Origin of the sequence: Pseudomonas sp. TWRC1-2 (assembly GCF_049896685.1) — a bacterium.
In the GTDB taxonomy this organism is placed as follows: domain Bacteria; phylum Pseudomonadota; class Gammaproteobacteria; order Pseudomonadales; family Pseudomonadaceae; genus Aquipseudomonas.
On the sequence record NZ_JAFCUU010000009.1, the window covers coordinates 238,563 to 259,265 of the forward strand.

The 20,703-nt window shown below is 60.2% G+C and carries 19 protein-coding genes and 2 pseudogenes; 7 read left to right on the top strand and 14 right to left on the bottom strand.

Annotated features, from left to right (window positions below):
• Positions 1 to 617 precede the first annotated feature (617 nt).
• Complete coding sequence (locus ACP7B3_RS24570) at positions 618 to 1,517, top strand: alpha/beta fold hydrolase (RefSeq protein ID WP_426181451.1); 900 nt, start codon at positions 618 to 620, stop codon at positions 1,515 to 1,517.
• A 308-nt stretch (positions 1,518 to 1,825) separates the two neighbouring features.
• Positions 1,826 to 2,080 (top strand): annotated as a pseudogene (locus ACP7B3_RS24575) (hypothetical protein).
• A gap of 26 nt (positions 2,081 to 2,106) precedes the next feature.
• On the opposite strand, the gene ACP7B3_RS24580 reads toward ACP7B3_RS24575, so the two are convergent.
• On the bottom strand, positions 2,107 to 2,508 hold the full coding sequence (locus ACP7B3_RS24580) for a hypothetical protein (protein ID WP_145164766.1): 402 nt from the start codon (positions 2,506 to 2,508) through the stop codon (positions 2,107 to 2,109).
• Positions 2,509 to 2,590: 82 nt separating this feature from the next.
• Here ACP7B3_RS24580 and ACP7B3_RS24585 point away from each other — a divergent pair.
• The 3 genes and pseudogenes from ACP7B3_RS24585 to ACP7B3_RS24595 form a co-directional block, all read left to right on the top strand.
• Positions 2,591 to 2,677, top strand: a pseudogene (locus ACP7B3_RS24585) (putative metallopeptidase); the annotation flags it as partial.
• Between the two features lie 184 nt (positions 2,678 to 2,861).
• Positions 2,862 to 3,344 (top strand): DUF2846 domain-containing protein, encoded by a 483-nt coding sequence (locus tag ACP7B3_RS24590; protein WP_145164769.1) that lies wholly within the window; start codon positions 2,862 to 2,864, stop codon positions 3,342 to 3,344.
• 336 nt (positions 3,345 to 3,680) lie between these two features.
• On the top strand, positions 3,681 to 4,700 hold the full coding sequence (locus ACP7B3_RS24595; RefSeq protein ID WP_426181455.1) for an alpha/beta fold hydrolase: 1,020 nt from the start codon (positions 3,681 to 3,683) through the stop codon (positions 4,698 to 4,700).
• Between the two features lie 144 nt (positions 4,701 to 4,844).
• Here ACP7B3_RS24595 and ACP7B3_RS24600 read toward each other — a convergent pair whose 3' ends face one another.
• Together ACP7B3_RS24600 and ACP7B3_RS24605 are read right to left on the bottom strand one after the other, a co-directional pair.
• Positions 4,845 to 5,405 carry a fasciclin domain-containing protein gene (locus ACP7B3_RS24600; protein ID WP_426181458.1) on the bottom strand — a complete coding sequence of 187 codons (561 nt, stop codon included), beginning with the start codon at positions 5,403 to 5,405 and terminating at the stop codon, positions 4,845 to 4,847.
• A gap of 255 nt (positions 5,406 to 5,660) precedes the next feature.
• The gene (locus ACP7B3_RS24605) at positions 5,661 to 6,038 is read right to left on the bottom strand and encodes a DUF1090 family protein (protein WP_242198583.1); all 378 of its coding nucleotides are present in this window, start codon (positions 6,036 to 6,038) and stop codon (positions 5,661 to 5,663) included.
• A gap of 351 nt (positions 6,039 to 6,389) precedes the next feature.
• Here ACP7B3_RS24605 and ACP7B3_RS24610 point away from each other — a divergent pair, with 351 nt between their 5' ends.
• A complete protein-coding gene (locus ACP7B3_RS24610; RefSeq protein ID WP_426181461.1) occupies positions 6,390 to 6,587 on the top strand; it encodes a hypothetical protein in 198 nt (65 codons plus the stop codon).
• Between the two features lie 432 nt (positions 6,588 to 7,019).
• On the opposite strand, the gene ACP7B3_RS24615 is transcribed toward ACP7B3_RS24610, so the two are convergent.
• Entirely contained in the window at positions 7,020 to 7,154 is a 135-nt protein-coding gene (locus ACP7B3_RS24615) for a hypothetical protein (protein WP_369303005.1), read from the bottom strand.
• Between the two features lie 406 nt (positions 7,155 to 7,560).
• On the opposite strand from ACP7B3_RS24615, the gene ACP7B3_RS24620 reads away from it, so the two are divergent.
• The gene (locus ACP7B3_RS24620) at positions 7,561 to 7,866 is read left to right on the top strand and encodes a putative quinol monooxygenase (RefSeq protein ID WP_426181464.1); all 306 of its coding nucleotides are present in this window, start codon (positions 7,561 to 7,563) and stop codon (positions 7,864 to 7,866) included.
• Here ACP7B3_RS24620 and ACP7B3_RS24625 read toward each other — a convergent pair.
• The 10 genes from ACP7B3_RS24625 to ACP7B3_RS24670 are packed head-to-tail and all read right to left on the bottom strand — an operon-like array spanning position 7,861 to position 20,698.
• A complete protein-coding gene (locus ACP7B3_RS24625) occupies positions 7,861 to 8,910 on the bottom strand; it encodes a hypothetical protein (RefSeq protein WP_145164782.1) in 1,050 nt (349 codons plus the stop codon). The genes ACP7B3_RS24620 and ACP7B3_RS24625 overlap by 6 nt on opposite strands.
• A 12-nt stretch (positions 8,911 to 8,922) precedes the next feature.
• Positions 8,923 to 10,731, bottom strand: a complete 1,809-nt coding sequence (locus ACP7B3_RS24630; protein ID WP_426181467.1) for a hypothetical protein — start codon at positions 10,729 to 10,731, stop codon at positions 8,923 to 8,925.
• Positions 10,732 to 10,734: 3 nt separating this feature from the next.
• Positions 10,735 to 12,033: a hypothetical protein gene (locus ACP7B3_RS24635; RefSeq protein ID WP_426181470.1), complete on the bottom strand. Its 1,299-nt coding sequence runs from the start codon at positions 12,031 to 12,033 to the stop codon at positions 10,735 to 10,737.
• 58 nt (positions 12,034 to 12,091) lie between these two features.
• On the bottom strand, positions 12,092 to 14,455 hold the full coding sequence (locus tag ACP7B3_RS24640) for a hypothetical protein (protein WP_426181473.1): 2,364 nt from the start codon (positions 14,453 to 14,455) through the stop codon (positions 12,092 to 12,094).
• Positions 14,456 to 14,465: 10 nt separating this feature from the next.
• Positions 14,466 to 15,608 carry a hypothetical protein gene (locus ACP7B3_RS24645; protein ID WP_426181476.1) on the bottom strand — a complete coding sequence of 381 codons (1,143 nt, stop codon included), beginning with the start codon at positions 15,606 to 15,608 and terminating at the stop codon, positions 14,466 to 14,468.
• Positions 15,578 to 17,023, bottom strand: a complete 1,446-nt coding sequence (locus ACP7B3_RS24650) for an alkaline phosphatase family protein (protein ID WP_426181479.1) — start codon at positions 17,021 to 17,023, stop codon at positions 15,578 to 15,580. Before ACP7B3_RS24650 ends, ACP7B3_RS24645 begins: the two co-directional genes overlap by 31 nt.
• Positions 17,013 to 18,227: a metabolite traffic protein EboE gene (gene eboE / locus ACP7B3_RS24655; RefSeq protein WP_426181482.1), complete on the bottom strand. Its 1,215-nt coding sequence runs from the start codon at positions 18,225 to 18,227 to the stop codon at positions 17,013 to 17,015. The genes ACP7B3_RS24650 and eboE overlap by 11 nt, the downstream gene beginning before the upstream one ends.
• Positions 18,224 to 19,108 carry a TatD family hydrolase gene (locus ACP7B3_RS24660; RefSeq protein WP_145164796.1) on the bottom strand — a complete coding sequence of 295 codons (885 nt, stop codon included), beginning with the start codon at positions 19,106 to 19,108 and terminating at the stop codon, positions 18,224 to 18,226. Before ACP7B3_RS24660 ends, eboE begins: the two co-directional genes overlap by 4 nt.
• Before the next feature lie 40 nt (positions 19,109 to 19,148).
• Positions 19,149 to 19,832: an EboA domain-containing protein gene (locus ACP7B3_RS24665; protein ID WP_426181485.1), complete on the bottom strand. Its 684-nt coding sequence runs from the start codon at positions 19,830 to 19,832 to the stop codon at positions 19,149 to 19,151.
• Positions 19,829 to 20,698, bottom strand: coding sequence for a UbiA family prenyltransferase (locus ACP7B3_RS24670; RefSeq protein ID WP_426181546.1), 870 nt, complete (start codon positions 20,696 to 20,698; stop codon positions 19,829 to 19,831). The genes ACP7B3_RS24665 and ACP7B3_RS24670 overlap by 4 nt, the downstream gene beginning before the upstream one ends.
• Positions 20,699 to 20,703 lie beyond the last annotated feature (5 nt).

Here is a 20,703-nt window from a genome sequence, read left to right on the forward strand (position 1 = left end):
TGGCTGGTGTTACCAGGTGACGCCCGGGTGGCGGTGGCGATTGATTTGAACTGCTGATTCCACCAGGTGCCGAAACAGCTACCACCCAGAGGACATAGCGATGACTGAAGAAAAGAAGAAAGAGCCCGAGCAGGAAACCCCGGCACATTCCACCGAGGAAGAGCGGGAACGCCTGAAGGACTTCAACAAAGACGGCATACCGCCTGGCGCGTGCTGATCAACTCGCCAGTTGAAGCAATAGCCGCCGCCCGATCCATCGAACCACGGCAACGGCCTTACTGTTGCCGATCGCCTTGTAGCGGGGGACCGTCCGGGCATTTGCTGGCTGGTGGGTAATTGCACTCCACCTGACCACCCATTTGCATTCGACTTGACCAGTCGTTTGCATCGGATTTGACCAGCACACTGGGCGGCCCTGACTGGCAGTAGTCGACCCAAAGCGGACCAAGGATTATTGCAGGTGGGTTAGTTTCCTGACGCTTTTGTGCGCCTTATAGTGGCAATAATTTTTCGGTCAAAGGAATGGCTATGACCCCGTTAAACGGCCTGCCCATCGGTGCAATTGGCGACTTCGACATCGTAAATACCACTTCGCATTGCACAAAAAGGGGAGCGCCATGCGTGCAGGAATGATCCTTGCCGGGATTGGCACCACTCTGGCGCTGTTGTCTGCATCGCTAGCCCAGCCTGCGCCTCTGCCGCCACTCACCGTCAACCAACGTGGCATCTCGGTTCTGGTACAAGGCTCGGGAACAGATATCATCTTGATCCCAGGGTTTGCGTCGTCCTACGAAGTATGGGCTGATTTGGCCTCTAGATTACGGCAGAGCCACCGCCTCCATCTCGTACAGGTAGCTGGTTTTGCCGGCTCGCCTGCTGTAACCAATCCAGACGGGCGAGTAGCGGCGTCGACGGTCGAGGCTATCTCTGAATACATCCGCAGCCAGCGCATCGAGGCGCCTGTCATCATCGGTCATTCGTTGGGTGGTGAGGTGGCGCTGATGTTAGGTGCTCGTCATCCCGATCAGGTTGGACGCCTTATGATTGTCGATGCGATGCCCTTTTATACGTTGCTGTTTGACCCCTCAGCGACCAGTGAAACTGCGGCGCCGCATGCTGCTGCGATGCGCGATGGAATGTTAGCGGCAACGCCCGAGCAGGTGGAAGCTATGCAGCATGCCTCCATCGCCCGTCTTGCCAAAACCGAAGCGGCCAGACCAGGCCTGGTGGCAGCGGGGATAAACTCGGACCGAAAGACTATGGCCGATGCCATGTATGAACTGATGGTTACCGATCTCCGGCCTGAGCTTGGACGCATCAAGGTGCCTGTCGAGGTCGTTTATGCCTACGACTCGCATTACGGCGTAGAGGCGTCCCAGGTTGATGCAATGTTCCGTAACGCCTATGCCTCAACCCCAAACATCAGCTTCAGGCGCATTGACGACAGTTTTCACTTCATCATGCTTGATCAGCCAGAACTGTTTGCCGGTGCTGTCATCAAGTATCTGAACCCGTGAGCGACGGAGGGTTTGCTAGAGTGATGAATTACCGTTAAAGGGCACAGGATTCGTTGCTGTGCTTGCAGATCACCGACCGTCCGTTTTTGGCCGTTTTTGCCGGTCAAGGCCACCCAGTGTGCTGGTCAAATCCGATGCAAACGACTGGTCAAGTCGAATGCAACTGGGTGGTCAAGTCCATGCAATTACGCAGCTGGCTTGCCGCGCCGGGGAATCAGCGTGTGGTCGTCGGCCATGTCTTGGAGGCGCTCGCACTCGACGGGAGTGAGGCGGCGCAGCATTGCAGAGTGGCAGCAGCAGGTGACCAAATGATCATCAAAGTTCTGGAGTTCAGGCGGGAGGACTGGCGCGACGCGGCCAAGACCCTGCGCAAGATCGCCGATGACCTCGATGCGGCCGAACATCCGGAGTGCACCGTAGGCGCCTTGACGCTGATCGGTGCGAAGGGAGAGGTGACCGTGTTCGGCCTCGGCCCCAAGTGCGATGACCTGTAAGGCTTAGGTGCGATGCGCTTGGGAGAGCAGAAGCTGATCGATGTGCTGCGCGACAGTTCAGAAGGGTAAATTGCTGACCCAATTCTTCGCCTACGTCACGCTTTCGCTCTTTTCAATGTAAGGGCGAGCATAGCTGTCGAGACTGTCCCCGGCATCAGAAAAATGTATGTGAGCTCGGGTAGCGTGCGCGTGCAGTACGCGAGAACCATACCCCAAATCATCGCAATCACTGCTCCTGATGCCAGTAAGCCTGAGTTGCGCACAATGGGTCTGGCCGCCATTGAAAGTGCATAGATCTTCCATGCCGACCCTATCGCGAATGCCGAGACGATTACTGCGCCTATAAGTGCTAGCGTCCCGAGCGGAGGACTCTTCGCGACAAAAATGAGCGGAATAAAGAATGCCACGACGCCGACTGCGAAGAGAATGGTAATTGGTAGAAAGGCGCCAACCGCTGCCACTGTCAGTCCGATGCGTAGCTTTATCAGGTTATCCATTTCCTGCATCTTGAGCCCTATAGCGTTATCGGGCGGAGTTATAACCGCCAACGCGCCACCATTTCAAGCGTGAGAGAGAACCATGGACCGGTCATACCCTCCATCGTCACTTCTTGAGTTGTCCGAGCTTTGCGACTTCGGTATCCGCCTGACACCCGCACCTGACGTAGCGGGCTGCCACTGATCTTCGAGTGCATGGCAATTCTAAGCAGGAATTGAAGCCCTCGCTTACCATTGGCGGCTTACCGCCAACATTTGGTAGGAGAGTGGGGGACGTGCAAGATCAGCACAAACCGTTTGATTGACAGTCTTGCAGTGTTGATCATCAAGCGCTGGATCAGAATGGAGCGGTTATGAATCGAGTATGGAAGATCTCAGCACTTGTCTGGTTGGGGCTCTTAAGCGCCTGCACGATCACAGGGCCAACATTTACACCTCTTGAAAACGTGGATTCACAACAGGGTGTCATCTATGTCTACAGGCCCAGTAACTACGACATGGGCTTAATGTCTGCCTTGATTTCTTTGGATGGCAAGCAAGTAGCGTCTCTGGAGAACGGTGGTTACATAGCCGTACCTGTTGCACCCGGTGAGCACAGGGTCACTCAGAAATGGAAAGCTGGAATCCTGGGGAATTCTGATCTTGAGGGCGGCACCACCGCCGTTGTCATCGACGTTAAAAGCTCAGATGCCTCGTACATCAGCCTCACGTCCAGCAGCGCAAGAGTGCGTGTAAACCAATCAAACGCTGTCAAGCTGCATTGGCAGCTTAATAAAATCTCTGCCGACCAGGCATTGCCCGAGATTTCTCAATGTAGAAAGGTTGAGGCGATCTAGTTCCAATCGGGTCGCAATATCAACAGCTAAATTGCGCGCAAAGAAAAGCCCGCGATGGGGATCAGCGGGCTTAAAGGGATGTTCACCAGGAGCTTGGGTTAACCATAGGCGCTCGACTGTGAAAAGTTTGTGAGTGTCTGGCGAGGTCACTGCCTGGATTGCGATATAACGGCAATGGCGTCCACCCAAAATCCGTGGGCAGCCATGCCAAGGGCTTTAGGCGGCCTACGGTGCAACACCGCGCCGTGATGACATAAAGGCGTTATTCTGGGTACAGGCGACGCAGCATGGCGCCGCCGTTTCGCTTGTATCCGCCGGTAAGCATCAGGAGATCCTGTGTCCACTTCCGAGCTGACTTCGCACATCTTCAGTACGCCCCGTCATACGACGCACTATGTGGCGTCGGGGCCTGCCGAGGGGCCATTGATGATGTTCCTGCACGGCTGGCCGGAGCTCGGTCTGATCTGGCGCGCGCAGATGGAAGCGTTCGCTGCCCAGGGCTGGCACTGCGTTGCACCCGACATGCGCGGCTATGGCGGCTCTTCTGTGCCGGCGGACACCCGCGCGTACACCATTGAAAACATCGTGGCGGACATGGCAGAGCTTCATGACCATCTCGGTGGAATGCCCGCCATTTGGGTGGGCCACGATTGGGGCAGCGTTGTGACGGGTGAATTGGTCGCTCATCAGCCCCAACGCAGCCGCGGCGTTGTGCTGATTTCGGTCCCGTACTTCCCCACCACCAACGCGTTGCCGACGCTCGTCCCGCTGGTTGACCGAACAATCTATCCGGCAGACGAGTATCCAGACGGTCAATGGGACTACTACCGCTTTTACAACACGCACTTCGCGTCCGCCGTCGCAGACCTTGATGCAGATAAAGCCGCATCACTGGCTTCGATTTATCGACGAGGCGACCCTGCGAGCATCACTAAAGTCGCATCAAACGCCCAAGTCACCAGCAAAGGAGGGCGGTTTGGCGAAGCGCACCGAGCCCCGTCCACCCAGCCCGACCCCGCGCTCTGGCCGCAGGCGGACTTCGCGGCACTGGTGCGCAGTTTTGAGGAGCATGGTTTTCGCGCGCCCTGCGCATGGTATTTGAACGACGACGCCAACATCGCTTATGCCCATCGAGCGCCCAATGGCGGCCGCCTGTCCTTGCCCGTACTGTTTGTGAACGGCGACTACGACCCGATGAATACCATCAAGGGTAATCAGTTGGGCGAGCCAATGCGTGCGGCCTGCGCAGACCTCACTGTGACGAGCTTATCTGGCGGGCATTGGTTGCCGGTGGAGTGCAAGACCGAACTCGTCGAGGCAATCAGTACCTGGCTTCAACGCAGAAACTTACGATGAATATCGAGACATTCATGTTGCGGTGCGCCGGCTAAGGCTTATGAACGTTTCGGCATGGCTCATGAACACGGCCATGATCACCAGCCGGTTATTGACAGGCCTCACTACCCGGCAAACTGCGCGTCTGCCGGGCTTGAAGAGCGTTTAAGGCATCAAGACCGAGTCGACAACGTGGATCACGCCGTTGGACTGCATCACGTCTTCGATGCTGATACTTGCCTTACCGCCTTTGGCATCTATCACCCAAAGCTTGCCGTCGTGCAGCTTGATATTCAGCGACTCACCTTGAACTGTTTTCAGCATAACGGTGCCGCCGTTCTTTTTGGCGTCGGCCATCAGTTGTGCCGATGTGTGAGTGCCGGGTACGACGTGGTAGGTCAGGATTTTAGTCAGGTCGGCTTTGTGTTCAGGCTTGACCAGCGCATCGACGGTGTCTGCGGGCAGCTTGGCAAAGGCTTCGTTTGTCGGTGCGAATACGGTGAATGGGCCTTTGCTATTGAGCGTATCAACCAACCCGGCAGCCTTGACTGCTGCAACCAGCGTCGTGTGGTCCTTTGAATTGACCGCGTTTTCCACGATGGTTTTACTGGGGTACATCGCTGCGCCTCCGACCATCACAGAGTCGGCGGCGAAGCTTGCGGTTGCAGTTACGGAGAGAATAGCGAAGCAGGCTGCTGCAGCAATTTTTTTGTAAAAGGCGTGCATGGTGTATCTCCTTGGCTCGTATGCCCTCCGAGTGAGGGTATTGAATCTACGCGCCAGCGATCAAAGTGGATGCACCCGTTCATACAATAATTTTGTGAGCGTCTCGCGTGTTCGCTCAAGTTTCTTCCTGAAGTGGCCGCCGCACCCACCACATCTGGCTACCCGCCAAGACTCACACAAAAGCCCCGTTCAAGCGGGGCTTCTGCATTTCTGGGATTAAAGACGCTCGACGCAGGAGCCTCCGATTATTTCTTCTTACTTGAACAAACCACCGATGGCATTGATCGCATCCGCGGCCTTGTTCATGTTTTGTTGGCGTTGAGGGTGGGTGTCCACCTGCGCCTGAGCGTTGTAGTTGGAATTACTGCAGCTTTTGTTGGTTTGCGTCAGCGCCGCCTGGAAGGCCGTCGCGCGCAAGGTGTCACCCTTGGCATTGGCCGCGTTTATGTTTGCCTGCAGGTCGCGGATCTGTTGCTGGCAGGAGGCGTTAGTGGTGTTGAGGGTGTTGCTGTTGCTGGCGCCGCCCAGGGCAGACGACAGGGCGCCCGTCAGGGCGGTCAGGTCGGCAGCGTGGGTGGGCAGAGTAAACAGGCTGAGCAGGGTGGCGGCTGGCGCGAGTTTGGAAAGACGCATGGCAAACCTCAATGTTTGATTGCCTGCGCTCAAGTGGGGACCCGAGCTGGCGCAGAACAATATCCGTATAGAGGTGAGCGCTCGGGTGAAGCGAAATATAGGTTGGTCAATTATTGACCTTCAATATCGGCGTTGCATAAATGTGAGTTGTTTCACGTTGTGCGTCGCCATCGCTGGCGGCCCACCAGGTTTAAAGCGGCTCTACCTGCGTGCGGTAGTAAACATCCAAAGCTGAAAGCCTGAATGCCGAGCGCTGATCGGCACCATTCGTCTAATGCTTTGCACTCTGAATGCTGCGCCGTCTCTCAAGCTTAAGTGCGCATTTCCCGTGCGCCAAAGCGGAGAGTCAACATGGAAATCAACGAGAAGGCGCCAGGAAACCTTTCCCAACAAGCCGTGACGCGCGGCACAGACAACGAAACGGGCCACGATCCGCGCCGAGATGAGGGCGCGCTCCCATTGCCGCCTGACGACGACGCGCCACTGGAAGAGGATATGTCGGATGTGGACGCGGCTGATTCAGTCGCGAATGAACATCCCGATAATTGATCATTTCACTTCAGCGAACCCGGCCACTGCGCCGGGTTTTTTATTGCCTGCAGAACGTGATCACCCATGCAACCCGTCTAGATCAATGGTTTTAAGGCGACTCGGGGTTGCCATGCGTGGTTTTGGCGATTAACCTGAAAATGTTCGAATTGTTACGAATAATTTCGGGTGCGACCGATTTCGGTTTGCACGACTTCAGGATGAGGAACGAAAAATGTTTTCACACGAAGGTCCCGCACTAGAGCTGTTACTGTTCATTTTTGGCTTGGCTGGCCTGCTTCTGGTCGTCTGGCTCTGTCATCACCAATACGAGCGAAAAACCGGGAAGGGCGTTAAAAAACAACAAAATCGTAACGAAAGCCGCTCGAACTAGGGTGATCAACGCGGTGCCAGCGGTCGGCCATTAAGCCTGACCGCCGGCAAAATGCAGCGTTACGCGACGGTGCAAATCCAGCGGTGATTTTGCCGATACGGCGCGCGGGTGAAGTGCACATCTGAAACCAAATTCAGGCCGCGCTCCTGAAGCGCTTCGGTCAATGCTACGAGTGTCTCTGCTTGGATAGTCATTGCTTTTACCTCGTCAGATTTACTGCGTTCATAGTTCTTGACCGGACGGGCAACTGACTAATTCAAATTATCTATGCGCGTGCTTAACCTCTTGCGCTGGGTGGCGATTGGTTCAGCGTCATCGCTCATTCATCCAGTTCAATAAACAGGTGAAATGGAGCAAAAAAACCGCGCAGCCAGTGCTGTGGTACGACGATAAGGCGAGTATCCAATGAGAATCGCAGACAAAGAAAAGCCCACGATGGGGGCGCGGGCTTAAAGGTGTTCACTTAGGAGCTGAGTTGAGCCTATGCGCCCGACTGTGAAAACCGTGTGAAATGCACCCCTCTATTAGGCTTTTTTGCACCTTGGCGGCGTGCTCACGTACTGTGCGGCTTCCTTAACCAAACTTTGCGGTGGCGTTTGCATGTCAGATGAAGTGCGGCTTGTCGTCATTATCAATACGCAGCCCGGCAAGGGCGCCGAGCAACGTGCAGCGTTCGCGAAACTGGCCCCATTGGTCAGGGCTGAGCAGGGCTGTCTGCAGTACGATTTGCACCCCGTGGTCGGCAAACCCGACAGTTTTGTCTTGATCGAAAAGTGGGCTTCGAAGGACGCCCTGACCGCCCACCATGAGGCCGCTCATATGGTTGAAGCAGCCAGGCACAATCCGTCTTTTCGCGCCGGCCCCCGCGACCGTTCTGCTGTTAGAGGATGCGCTCTAGCCTCATAGCTGCACCCGCCGCAGCCTGCCACTGAGCGGCGCCACAGTGCCGTCGGGTGTCGGCAGCGGTCGGCCCGTCAAGCCCATGCCTTCGCTCACCACTACCGCGTCCTGCACCACACACAGGTTGGACGGCGTATCCAGCCCGCGCGCGAGCACTTCAACTGTTGCGTTGCGCAGGTCACAGCGCAACAGTCGCCCGGTAAAGCGGGTAAAGCCTCCGTGCAGCGGCTCGCCGTTCCAGTCCGGCAGCAAGGGCTGTTGCAGATGGCTGCACAGCTCCAGCACCAGCAGATTGCCTTGCGGGCACAGCGCCAGCCCGGTGGGCAGTTGCAGGCCGCGAATCACCACTTCGATTTGCCCACTGGCCGGGTGAACTCGAATCACTTGCCCGGCGTAGTCGGCAAAGTCGATGCCTTTGCGCGCGGGGTCGCCGTGCAATTCCCCAGAGAACAAGCTGATCAACACGGCGTCTGTGTGCGGCTCGTACACCAGGGTGACAGGAACAGCTTCCTGATCCTCATCCAGAACGGGCAATTGCGCGAGCACGCGTTCTTGCTCGCCGTGGCTGAACTCCACCAGTTGATTGGTATCCGGTTTCACCGCCAGCCAACTGCGTCGCGTTGGGTGGTAGCACAGCGCGTTCAGGTTGCCACGGCTGTGGAACACCGGCTCGGGCGGGTTGTATTGCAGGTCGAGCAGTCTGGAACCGCCGACGTAATCGGTCTGGCTGGCCAGGCAACGTCCGTCACCACAGGCGATGTCGGACAGGCCCATGATTTCATCGCGCAGCATGCGCGCCTGCAGGTTCATGCTGCGAAAACCCTGGGCGAGCACTTCGCCGGGCAGATAGGCCCCAGGCCTCAGCGGGTCAGGCTGCAGCCGACTGATGCGACTGCTGAACGGCTGGTCCGCCACGCCTGAGCCGGCTTCGGCCAGCCACAGGCTGCCATCGGCTTGCAGGCTCATGCCACGCGGGTTGAGCAGGCCTTCGGCGATAACGCTGCTCGGGCGCAGGGCTTCGATGGGCTGTGCGGGAATATGAAGTGTCATAGCGTTTGCCTCCTATTGCGGTGGCTGCCACGGGCTGCCGGTGAGATAGGCCCGCAGCAGTGCGCGCTGAGCGGGGGACATCGAGCGCACCACCGGCATGAACAGCGTGGTGCCTTTGTAGGCGTCCGAGGTGCGCGCGAGGATCGCGTTCTTCGCGCCCATGATCGCGTCAGGCTGGTTCAACGGCACGTAGCGCGACATGGCGGGGAAGGCCAGGTAGTGAAAGCGCAGCACATTCGGGTACACCTGTTGCCAGGTAATGACGCTGCCCCTGGCGATGCCAAAGTCGGTCTGAGCGTATTTTCGGAAGTTGGTAAAAAAGGCGCCGTTGTCCACGCCATTGGCCGTGTAGGTCAGGGCCACGAAGCCCGCCTGGGCGGCGCTGCCGGATTTGAGCGAAACGGGAAAACTCACCGTCTGTTGGCCAGCATTCACCGTCAGCGAGGTCGGAAAGTTGAGAAAGTCCGTGTATTGCTTCTGCTCGTAGACGCCCGGCGCACTCGCTGCCAGGCTGACTTTGGTGGCGCCGGGCACCGGCCCGCCCAGGTAGCGAACCTGCAAGGTGACCGTCAGGCCGTTGGGGTAATCCTCCAGGTACACGTTGCGCTGATCCGCATACACCCGATAGGTCGACTCGGTCGCCTGCAACTGAGTCCCGGCCACCTGGCCAGGGGCGTTGATCGCCAACGGCGTGGTCCTGACGGCCTGCTGCTGGCTGGTGGTCAGCGCCACATCGACGATGCCGCCATACACGTAGTAATTGACCAGCGGGCTGGCAGTCGGGTTGAGGGTGATCAGCGGCGCGGCACCGGCCGAAATGGTCACTGGCCCATAATTCGCATTCGGCCCGATCGGGCTGGTGATGTCGTCCCGTACCGCGCGGAAGGTTTGCTTGGGAATCACGTTGACCATGTCCAGGCTCAACAGCCCGTTATTGCCCAGCGCCGCATAGGCGGCGTTGTTCGTGGCCGCATTGACCAATTGCCGCCCCGGCTGGCAGCTCAGCGGCTCGCCGGCAAACGCCGGGGCCAGCGTACCGATGACCCGGCCAATGCTCGGGTTGGGCGTGTATTTACCGGCAGCATAATCGGCATCGAGCTGCGCGGTGGTCATCTGCGGGCACATCTCGAACATCACGAAACGCAGGACGATGCCCGTCGCGCCCGGCGCCTGGATGATCGCCTTGAGGCCGCTGCTGTTCGGGTTCCAGCTGACGATGCTGCTCAGCGGGAACGTCAGCTGGAACGTGCCGCTGGCATGGAACGACCCCGGAGCGTCCATTTTTGCCGGCTCGAGCACGCGCCCGGTCACGTCGAAACTGCTGCACACCGCATTGCAGCGAATCAGCAGTTGGATATTGTCGTTGCTGCCGATTTGCAGGCCGCCGACAAAAATCTGCGTGGTGGTCGAGGCGCTGGGGTCCAGATCCACCATCATCGGCCCGGACACCGGTGCCTGGCCGCTCACCGGGTCCACCGAACCGAGCAGGTACACCGGCTGACCGACCTGGTCACCCGTGGTGCTGATATTGCCGGGGCTGCCTTGGGAACTGATCAAGGCGTTCTGCATGTCCACCACGTGCTGGCCGTAGTGGTTCCAGCCGCCGGCGGTGTAGTAGTTGCCGTCGGGCGCGTTGATCATGCTGTTCAACTGGTCGTCGGTGTAAGACTGCGCGCCGGGTGCCAGGGTCGACGTGGTCAGGTCGAAGAGCGGCCATTGCTTGTTGCCATTAAAAGGAATGGTCGGCGAGTTGTTCGGCAAGCTCACGTCCGTGCGGATGCCGCCCCAGAAATTCAGTCGTGGTCCGTTGAGGATGCTCATGGTCTATTCCTTGCCCGTGGCGTGTGGGGTGATGGGGCTGTTGGCAAATTTGAACAGGTAGGAGAAGTCGGACTTGAACGGGCTCTTCACCGGTGTCGCCATCGAGTGGCAGTTCATGCAACTGCTGGTGGGCTGGATATAGCTTTCCATGGTCACGTTGGCCGACAGCGCCGGGGTCGGCTGGCCCAGTGGGTTGCCTGGGTTGTTCGGCATCAGCGGGCGCTGGGTGGTGATCAACTGGTAGTACTTCAATACGCTGCGTTGCAGGCCCGGATCATTGCGATAGTTGTTGTTCACCCAACTCGTTACATCCGCAATGGGCGTCACGCGGTTCAGCGGGTTGGGCGTCTGGAATGTGGTGCCGGGCTTGGGCACGCAGACCAGCTGGGCGCCTTGTGTTTGCCAGTTGCAGGGTGACTGGTTCAGCGCGGCGGCGGGCGCGCCTGCATTGAAGTACGAATAGGCCGTGCCGGGCGCCGGTTGATCGACCCATTGACCGTTGACTTTGGCTTTGGGCGGCACGTTCTCGACCTGCTCGAAGGTGGACCAGATCCACTGCGGGTAACCGTTGACCTTGGTGATGATGTGCAAACCCACCAGGCCCAGGTACGCCTCGCCGACGCCAATGCGCTGCCCCTGGCTGTTGAACCGCGCCACGCGGGCAAACTGCGTGAGGTAGTGGCTGGCATTGTCACGGGCGGTGAGCACGCGCCAGCTGGATTTGACCTCGATCACGCCATTGGGGAAGTTGATGGTATTGGCCCTGGACACCACATTCGCGTTGTAGAAGTTATTGCCGACGATGTAGTTGTAGGACGCCTGGTTGGCCGAAATATCGTAGTAGGTCGGGTTGCCTGCCTGATCGATCAACCAGCCGCCCACCGCCTGGTCGATGGAGTTGACCAGTGAGCTGTTTTTCAGCGCTGCGATGTTGATGATGCCCAGGCTTCTGGCGGTCAGCGGGCTATTCCACGGCCCGGGGTTGGCGGCCCCCGGCAGGAAAATTTCGCTGACGGTCTTGTAGGTCTGCCACACGGTGTAGCCGGGGTCGCCGGGTTGTTTGCTGCAGTTGGGCGCGCCGCGCTGCCCGTCCTGTGCCGGCCAGTTCAAGGCAACAAAAAGCTGCCAGCTGTATTGATCGAACTGGTCCTGGCTGGCAGTGGCCGCGGGCGCGCTCGTGGGCGGCTGGCAATTGAGTAGCGTGGCCAATGCCGAGGGCTTGCCGCTGTCGTCCCTGGCAAAGGCGCCGGGGCTGAGCAGCATCAGCAATAGCAACAGTCGGCTCAAGAGGCTGGCGTTCATAACACACTCCTTTGAAAACCGGGTGACAGGGGCGTCACCCGGTGGTCCTGTGCGTGGCTTACGCGTAGTCGTTCATGCTCAGCGGGACGGGTGGATAGTTACGCTTCACCAACGCCTGCGCCCACAGTTCCAGCACGGCGCGACGGCTTTGCGGCATGTCCCGCGTTATGGGCATCGCCAGCGTGCTTTCCTCCTGATAGGCCTTGCTGATCAACACGATCAGTTGGTCGACGGCGCCCTCGATGCGCGTCAGGTTATTGAGCGGCATGTACTTGCTCATGATCGGGTAGAGGTAATAGAACGGCTGCAGGATGAACGGGTAGATGAAGGTCTCCCAGATCAGCTGGCCGGCATTTTCACGCTGATAAATCAGGTTCCAGGCGTTGACGAAATCCTGCTGCATCTGCGGTTCCAGCGGCAGCACACGCAGCGGCGCGAGAAAATCGGTAAAGGCCTGGTTGAGCGGAAAGCTGAAAGGAATATCCGGTTCCTGCTGGCCTTCCTGGACAAAGAAACGCAAGGTCGGAAAGCCCGGCGCCTGGGCCGTGACCGTCAGGTTGGCGATGCCATTGGCGTCGGTCTGGATCTTGGTCAGGCTAAATTGCACCGGGCTGTTCAGCGGGTCTTGCAACGTGCGTTGCAGGGTGATCGGGTTGGCGAACGTCAGCGTCGGGCTCAGGGCGACAGCGGCGGGCGTCGGCAGAAATTGCTGGTAGGTCACCGGCACGGTTTGATCGGCGGGCACCGCCAGCCGGGTTGCCATGAGCTGGCGGCCCGTGCCTTCGGTGATCTGGCCGGCCAAGGTCTTTGCACCGGCAAATTGCGGCAGGCAGGGGCTGTTGTTGGCCGGGTTCTGCGGGTCGTTGTTGAACAGCGAAAAGTCCGCTGCGTTACTGAACGCCAGGTAGTAATCGGTGGTGCACAGCATGTAGGCATTACCGTATTCGGCCACCCACAACGTGGTGCCGGCCGGTGCGGGCTGGCCGTCGTATTGCACCATCACCTGCAACGTCTTGGTGTCGCCCACGTCGATAAAGCTGGCGCTCTCTACCACCTCGGCGGTCCACAATTGCTGGGTCGCGGCGATGACCGGCGTGGTGCCTTGCTGTTGCAGTTCCAGCGTGCCGGATTGCAGCTGCGCCTGGGCCTCGACGGTGAGCGGCAGGTCGAGGATGCCGGCGCGCTTGTCGAACGCCAATTGCTGGTAATCGTCATAGCCAAAGCTGGCCAATGGGCTGAATTGCGTGCCTTGGCGGATGCCGATCTGGTAGTTGCCGGCCTGGTACTTGGCCGCGACCGGAATGTCGGCTTTGCTGTCGATGGGGTAGAACGGAAAGGCGTTGCCCAGGTCCAGCGACAAGGTATTGCCATGGGCCTGGGCCGAGATCACGCCCAATTGAACCTGGCTGGTGGTGCCCGGTGAGGTTTTGTAGATCGCCACCTTGGCGGCCGGCACCAGGCGCCTGCCTGCCGGCGCGGTGGGAAATTCATCCTCAAACCACAACCCCAGGCTGCCGACGGTACGGCTATAGGCCGGGTTGAAGAAAATATCCCCGACGTTATCCAGCGCCTGTTGATACATGGCCTGTACCTTGGCCTGGGCTTCGGGCGTGGCGCTGTGGGTGTTGATGGGGGGATAGTTGTTGAAGATGCCGTTCTTGTCGTAGCAGGTCAGGTAGGTGGTAAAGCGGAACATCAGCCCCTTGGCCTGTTGTTGCGCCATCTGCGCCTGCAGGTTTTGCAGCAAGGCCGAGTTGCCGATCACCCACGTCAGGTTTTCTTTCGGGAAGCAGGTCTGCCAGGTGGTGGTCACGTACGCCAGGCCGCCGAGGTTGGCCCAGTTGAAATTGAGGAAACGGTCGAGCATGCGGTGCTCGCGGTTGAGCGTCAGGCCGCATTGCGCATTGCCCAGCACCAGCTTGTCGAAGTACAGCGCGGTGAAAGTGTTCTGCCACGGGCTCACGTCGACAAAACGCGCCGGCGACGTCGGCGCGCCGCCAAACGGATTGCCGAGCAGCTGATAACTTTGATTGATCAGCGGGTCCTGGCTGACGTAACCACCGTCGGGCAACTCGCCGCCGGTGATCACCGACTGGGTCTGGTTGTAGCTCACGGTGCCGCAGGCGTTATCGCCGAACAGGTTCCATTCGCCGGGAATCATGGGGGATGCCAACTGCCCGGCATTGCCCGGCACCTGCATCACGTAGTCCGGCACGGCGGCCGGCGCCAGTGGCGCGATGGTCCACGGCAGCAGTTGGCTGGCGGCGTTCAGCGGCGTGATCTTGAAGGCTTCCAGAAACCGCCAGTTCATCTGCATTTTGACCGCATCGTAAAGCGGGTACATGTCGTTGTTGTTGGCGGTCGGCGGGTTCCAGAACATATGGCCGCCCAGGTAGATACGCGGGAAATTCAATACGCTCATGTGAGGCTCCTTAGCGTTGCCACTGGGCGCGTTTGAGCGACCAGACAAAGTCCAGTTTGTGATACCCGACAAAGTCGGAAGCCGGCAGTGCGGCGGTTGGGTAGACGATGCCGCCGTTTTGTTTGAGGGCGAAATTGAAGTAGCCCTTGGTCGGCGAATACGCGGCGGTGCCGTGGCAGGCGAAACACGACGACTGGTTCTGGAACGCCGATTCCAATTGGGAGTTGGCGAGCAGCGTGGGCGTGGTATTGGATTGCACGCCGATCAACTCGTATTGCGCCAGCGTCGGGTTGCTTGCCTGAAAACTCGTATTGACCGGTTGCGCCGCCGGGGTCGGCCCGGTGCTGTTGGTCATCGGTGTGGGCGGGATCGCGTTGGTCACGGTGTACTTGCTGTTGTTGCGGTTTTCAAAGGTGGTCCACACCCAGTCGGGGTTCAACTTGTTGATCACATGCAAGCCGCTCAACGCGGCATAGCCGACCACGTACTCACTGCCTTGCTGGTAGTAGGTCTGAGCGATGTAGTAGCCATCGTTGGCCAGTTGCTGCTGGTAGGTCGGGTTGTTGCCGATCCACAGCCAGGCGGCCTTCAGCTCCCAGGCCGTGGAGGGAAAGTTGAGGTCGCTGGTCAAGGCGGCCTGGCCATTCACGTTGTAAACCTTCTGCTGCACGATGTAGTTGAAGGTGTCCGGGCCCATCAGCAGCTGAAACCGCACCGCCTGGCCTTGCTGGGCTTGCGGCACCTGGCCGCCCATTTCCAGGATCAGCCCGTCCACCTGTTGCGTGGCGTTGAGGTTGTGAAACAGACGATTGACGTTCATGCCCATCGCCTGGGCTTGCGTCAGCACCGCAGCGGGCACGGGTGTGCGCTGGGCGTAGGGCAGGGGTTGCGTGCCATTGGCCAGGTAAACCTGGTCTGAAGGCTTCATGGTTTCCCAGGCCCGATCAGGGCTTTGTGCCGCAGCCGGTTGGTTGAGGCAGACAAACCAGTTCCAGGCCAGGGTCTCGGGGCTCTGGGTGAAGGTGGCTCGCGTCTTGTCGAGGTTGCCGCCAAACTGCAGAAAATTCGTGCAGTCGAAGGCCGTGCTTGCGCCTTGGGCCTGGGCCAATCCGGCCAGTGCACTCAGGACAGTGATAGATAAGGCTCGCCGCATGGAAGCTCCTTGGCATTGGCCAGTTCGAGGTGTGGGCGCCCCAGGAAATGTTCCAGGAGCAGTTGCTTGACTGCCGTCGCCGCAAGCTGCTGCGGTAACGCCAGATCGCAATTGGTGATCAGCAATGGGCCGGTCTGTGCGCTGCTGGGCAGGCGGCCGTGGCTGCCACGCACCAGCGTGGTGTCCAGCGGGATCAGGTCCATGTAGTAGCGAAAGCCGAGCTTTTTTTGCAGCAGGCGGCGCGCCATTTTCAGTTTGGGGAAGCGAATCGCCGGGTCGATGAACAGCTCGACCGGGTCGTAGCCAGGCTTGCGGTGGATGTCCACGGTGCGCGCAAAGTCCGGCGCCTTGCGCTCATCCAGCCAGTAGTAGTAATCGAACCAGTACCCCGCGGCGGCCACGGCCACCAGCTCGCCGCTGCGCGGGTGATCGAGCTGCCAGGCGCGTTGCTCGGCTTTATCGAGCACTTGCTCGATACCGGGCTGGCGCAGCAGCAAGGCTTTGATCCGCGCAATGTCCTGTGCCTGCTTCACGTAGATGTGCGCAACCTGATGATCGGCCACCGCAAACGCCGCACTGGCGCCCGGGTCGAGCAATTCCCAGCTCAAGGATTGGCGCACCTGCAACAGGCCTTCGGCGCGCAGCACGCGGTTGATCGACACCGACTGCTCGACCGCTTCGATGCCGTACTCCGACAGCACCATCACCGCCGCCCCCTGCGCCTCGGCGAAGGCCAGCAGGCGCCCCACCTCGGCGTCGATGGCGCGCACTTCATCGGCAATCGAGGGGTGCTCAGGTCCCACGCGCTGCAAGCTGTAGTCGAGGTGAGGCAAGTAGATCAATTGCAGGTGAGGGCGATTGATCTGGAACTCGGCCATCGCGCAATCGACGATCCAGCGGCTTGATGCAATGCCCGCTGCCGGCCCCCAGAAGCCATGGAAAGGGAACTCGCCAATCTGTGCCTCGATCTGCTCATGCAGGCCTGGCGGTGACGAATACAGGCCGAACTGTTTGCGCCCATCGGCCGGGTAATGCGGGCGCGGGGTGATGGCGGCGTCCACGTCGGCGTACATGTTGTACCACCAGAACAACTGGCTGCAGCGAAAGCCCGGCAGCTCGCGCTTGAGCGTGTGCCAGACCTTTTCGCCCTGGATCAGCGTGTTGGGTTGCAGCCAGAAACGCACCTCGGCCTGATCGCGAAAGTACCAGCCATTGCCGACAATCCCGTGCTGCGACGGCGGTGCGCCTGTGAGGATCGAAGCCTGCACCGTCGAGGTCACGGCGGGGAACACCGGTTGCAGGTTGGCTATCTTGGCGGTCTTGAGCAGGGTGTTGATGTGCGGCGTCGCTTCGCCCAGCAGCGAGGGCGTCAGCCCGACCACATTGATCAGCAGCAGCGGTTGTTCAGAGGGCATCGGCGTAGGCCTCCCGCACATGCAACAGGTTGCGCTGGCGCAGTTGCTCTTCGACCCAGCGCAGTTCGGCGGCGATGCCGGCCAGTTGAGCGGCCTCGGTAGCGGGCCGTAATTCAACGGGCAGCACGCCCCAGCTGTAGGTTTCCACCTCCAGCACCGGGCGAAAATCGGCATGCGCCGCCAGGTAATCGAAGGTCTGCGCCAGGGCAACCTGGCTGCCGCTGAGTTCGGGCAACAACAGGTGGTCGCTGAACAGCGGGATGTGGAAGTGGATGCGCAGTTCGTCGAACCCGGCGCAGTCATTCAGGGCGGCCGGCAGGTCTGGCCAGGCCACTCGATGGCCCTGGGGCGTGAGCGCTTTCACCTGGTGCAAGTAGGTGAGTTCGGCGAAGCTGCTCAGGGTCGTGAGCACGTGTTCGCGCCGGCTGGCATCGTCCGATGGCAAGCGGCAAATCATCGCGTTGGACAGCTGGACCTTGCCCACCGGCACCCCGGCCGCGCGCAGCCGTTCCAGCGACTGGTAGCAGTCTTCGAACATCACCGCCTGGTGGCACACATCGAAGCACAACGCCAAGTAGGCATGGTTGGGGTCCATGGCGTGCCGACGCTGGAAAAACGCGATGGCCTGCTCGGTGTTTTCCAGCACGCAGTCCGGTTCCATTTCCAGGCAGAACACGATTTTCTTGCCGGTTTGCCAATGCAGGTGGGCGAGTGCGGCGGTGAGTTGGCTCAGATGCTCGTCGGCGCGCGCCTGCAATGCCGGCGTCCAGGTGGCGGCATAGCCCAGCGGTACCGTGGAAATCACGCCGTGGCGGCAGTCGTTTGGCAAGGCATCGGCGAGGATGCGCGCCAGGTCCAGGCTGTAGGCCAGGCGTTGCGGGTCGGCCCAATTGGGCAGGTAGACGTCGGCTTTGACGGCGCCCCGATGAAATTCGCCATAGGGAAAACCGTTCAGCGAGGTCAGGCGCAAGCCGCTGTGCTTGAGAAATGCCAGGAACGGCACGCGCGCCGATTCCTGCTGCAGCTGCGCCGCCGCATGAGCGCAAATCCACAGGCCGCTGTCCTGTTGCCGCAGCCCGCGCAAACTGCGCACGCCTTCAAAGTGCTGCTTGATCGAGGCACGTAACCCGGCCAGGTCGCGGGTCGGGTGCACATTGCTGCAATACCCGAGTTGGGCGGCCGTCCAGCCGCTGCCGGCACTCATTTGACCACCGGTTCCTGGCCGCGCAGGGCGGAGTTTTCCTGCCATTGCTTGCGCTGGTCGATGGGCAGTGGCGTGCTCACCAGCGCCTTGTCGAGCTGGCCACTTTGGGCAAAAAAATCCACCGGGTTATGGAACAGCACCTGTTCCACCTGGGCTTCGCTGAAGCCTGCGGCCAACATCGCCTGGCCGGTCTTGGGCACTTTGAGTGGGTCGCTGATGCCCCAGTCGGCAGCGCTATTGACCACCATTTTTTCGGTGCCGTACTCCTTGAGCAGCGCGACCATGCGCTGCTCCGACATCTTGGTGTTGGGGTAGATGGAATGGCCGCGCCAGCACTCGCTGTCGAGCACCAGCGGCAAGGTCAGTTCGTTGAGGTGGTCGATGATCACCAGGTGCTCGGCGATGCCTACTTCACGGATCACCGCGAGGGTGCGTTTGGTGCCGCCGATCTTGTCGCGGTGCGGCGTGTGCACCAGCACCGGCAGGTTGAATTGCTTGGCCAGCTCCAGCTGCGCAGCGAGAAAACGGTCCTCTTCAGGGGTGATGTCGTCGTAGCCAATTTCGCCCACTGCCACCACGCCGTCCTTGACCAGGTAGCGCGGCAGAATCTGCAGCACTTCATTGGCGATCGACAGGTCATTCGCTTCTTTGGGGTTCAGGCCGATGGTGCAGAAGTGATGAATGCCAAACATGCTCGCGCGAAAGCGTTCCCAGCCCAGCAGCGTGTCAAAGTAGTCGACAAAACTGCCGACACTGGTGCGCGCCTGGCCCTGCCAGAACGCCGGTTCGATCACGCCGGTGATGCCGGCGGCGGCCATGTTCTGGTAGTCGTCGGTGGTGCGGCTGACCATATGAATATGCGGATCGAAGTACTTGAGCATGGTGAATCCTCGTCAAGGGCAGGGGCGGCGTTGTGCGGTGTCAGTTCAGGCAGGCGCGCCATTGCGGCGGCAGGTTCAGGCTTCGCAGGCGCTGGTGTTGCGCCGGGCTGAGCAGGTCAAAGGCGATGACGGTGGGCAGCCCGGGGGACACGGTTCGCTCGGCCGCGAGCTGTTCGTCGAGCAGGTCAAGGGCCAGCTGGTTGAGCGTGACGCCCTGGCGCTGCGTGAGGCCCATCAAGCGCCCGACGTCGAGGCCCATGCCGAGCGCTTTGAGTACCAACTGGTGAAAGGCGCGCTCCGGGTAATGGCGGGACGGGTAAGCCGTGTCGAGGGCAAGGGCGGCAAATACCTGCGGGTTGCTGGTGCGCCCGGCCTGCAGGGCCAGCTCCACGCAAAGGCCGTCGCTGTCGAGCCAGTCGAGCGCACCCAGCAGGGCGATTTTTTCCTGGTCATCACCCCACAGGAACAGCTGGCGCAGCAACGGCACCTGCTCGGTGGCCGGGGTGTGTTCGAGTGCCTTGGCCGCTAACAGCGCACGTGCCAACTCGACGGCCGGCGCGGGCAGCAGGCGCTTGCATTGGCCGCTCAATAACGCGGCCAGTGTGGCGCTGGGTTGCTGGGCAAGCTGCGCCTGCGCCTGCTGCCACCAATCCAGTGCGGCGGCGTTCAGTTGCTGGGTCAGGGCTTGAAGGTGTGCGGCGAGGCCATCCTGGCGCATGTTCATGTCGGCTTGATCCAGCGCTGAAAGTGGGGAAGCAGGAAAAACACCAGCACACACAACAGGCTGCCCAACGGTTGGTTGGCCACCGCCAGCACCAGCGCGTCGAACAGCGGCAGGGCGGCCAGGCCAGCGCCGATAAAGGCACGCACCTGGCGTTGTTGCGGGTTGGCCAGGTGTTTCCAGTAATGCCAGCCCAGCCAGCCGAGCCACAGTAGCAGTACCGGCCAGAACCACAGCGTGTTGGAGTAGAACGCCAGGGCCAGCGGACTGAGCATCAGCAGCAATGGCAAGCGGCTGATCAGATGGTTGCGATGTTCCTGGCGCGCCAGGTAAGTCAGGCCGCTGATGTACACGCCGAGCAGCATCGCGCACAGCCAGATCGGCTCCGGCGGCACCGCCAGGCTGGCCGCTGCCGTGAGGTACAGCGCCGAGCGACAGGCGCCCATCAGCCACACGCTGTGGGCGTATTTCTTGTGCAGCAGGTTGTAGCCGACGATGCAGCCCACCAACAGCACCACGCTGCCAAGCAACCAATGCGGCTTGTCGATCAAGCGGCTCAGGCCCAGTACCGCTGCGGCGGCGAGTATCAGCAGCAGCACCGTGGCCAGGCCGACTTGTTGCCGGCTGGCCAAACCCAGGGTGATCGGGCGCGGGTTGTGGTGTTGCCGGTCCCAATCGGCGTCGAGCCAGTCGTTCAACAGCATGCCGGCCAGGTACAGCAATGACAGCGTGATCAGCAGCAGCCCCCACACCAGCGACGACGGCGGTGCCAGGGCGCCGGCGCTGCTGGCGAGCAGGGCCGCAGCGAGGGTGTTGGTCCATACCGTGGGCAGGTTGGAGACGCGGCCCAGGGTCATCCAGGTTTTCATCGGGC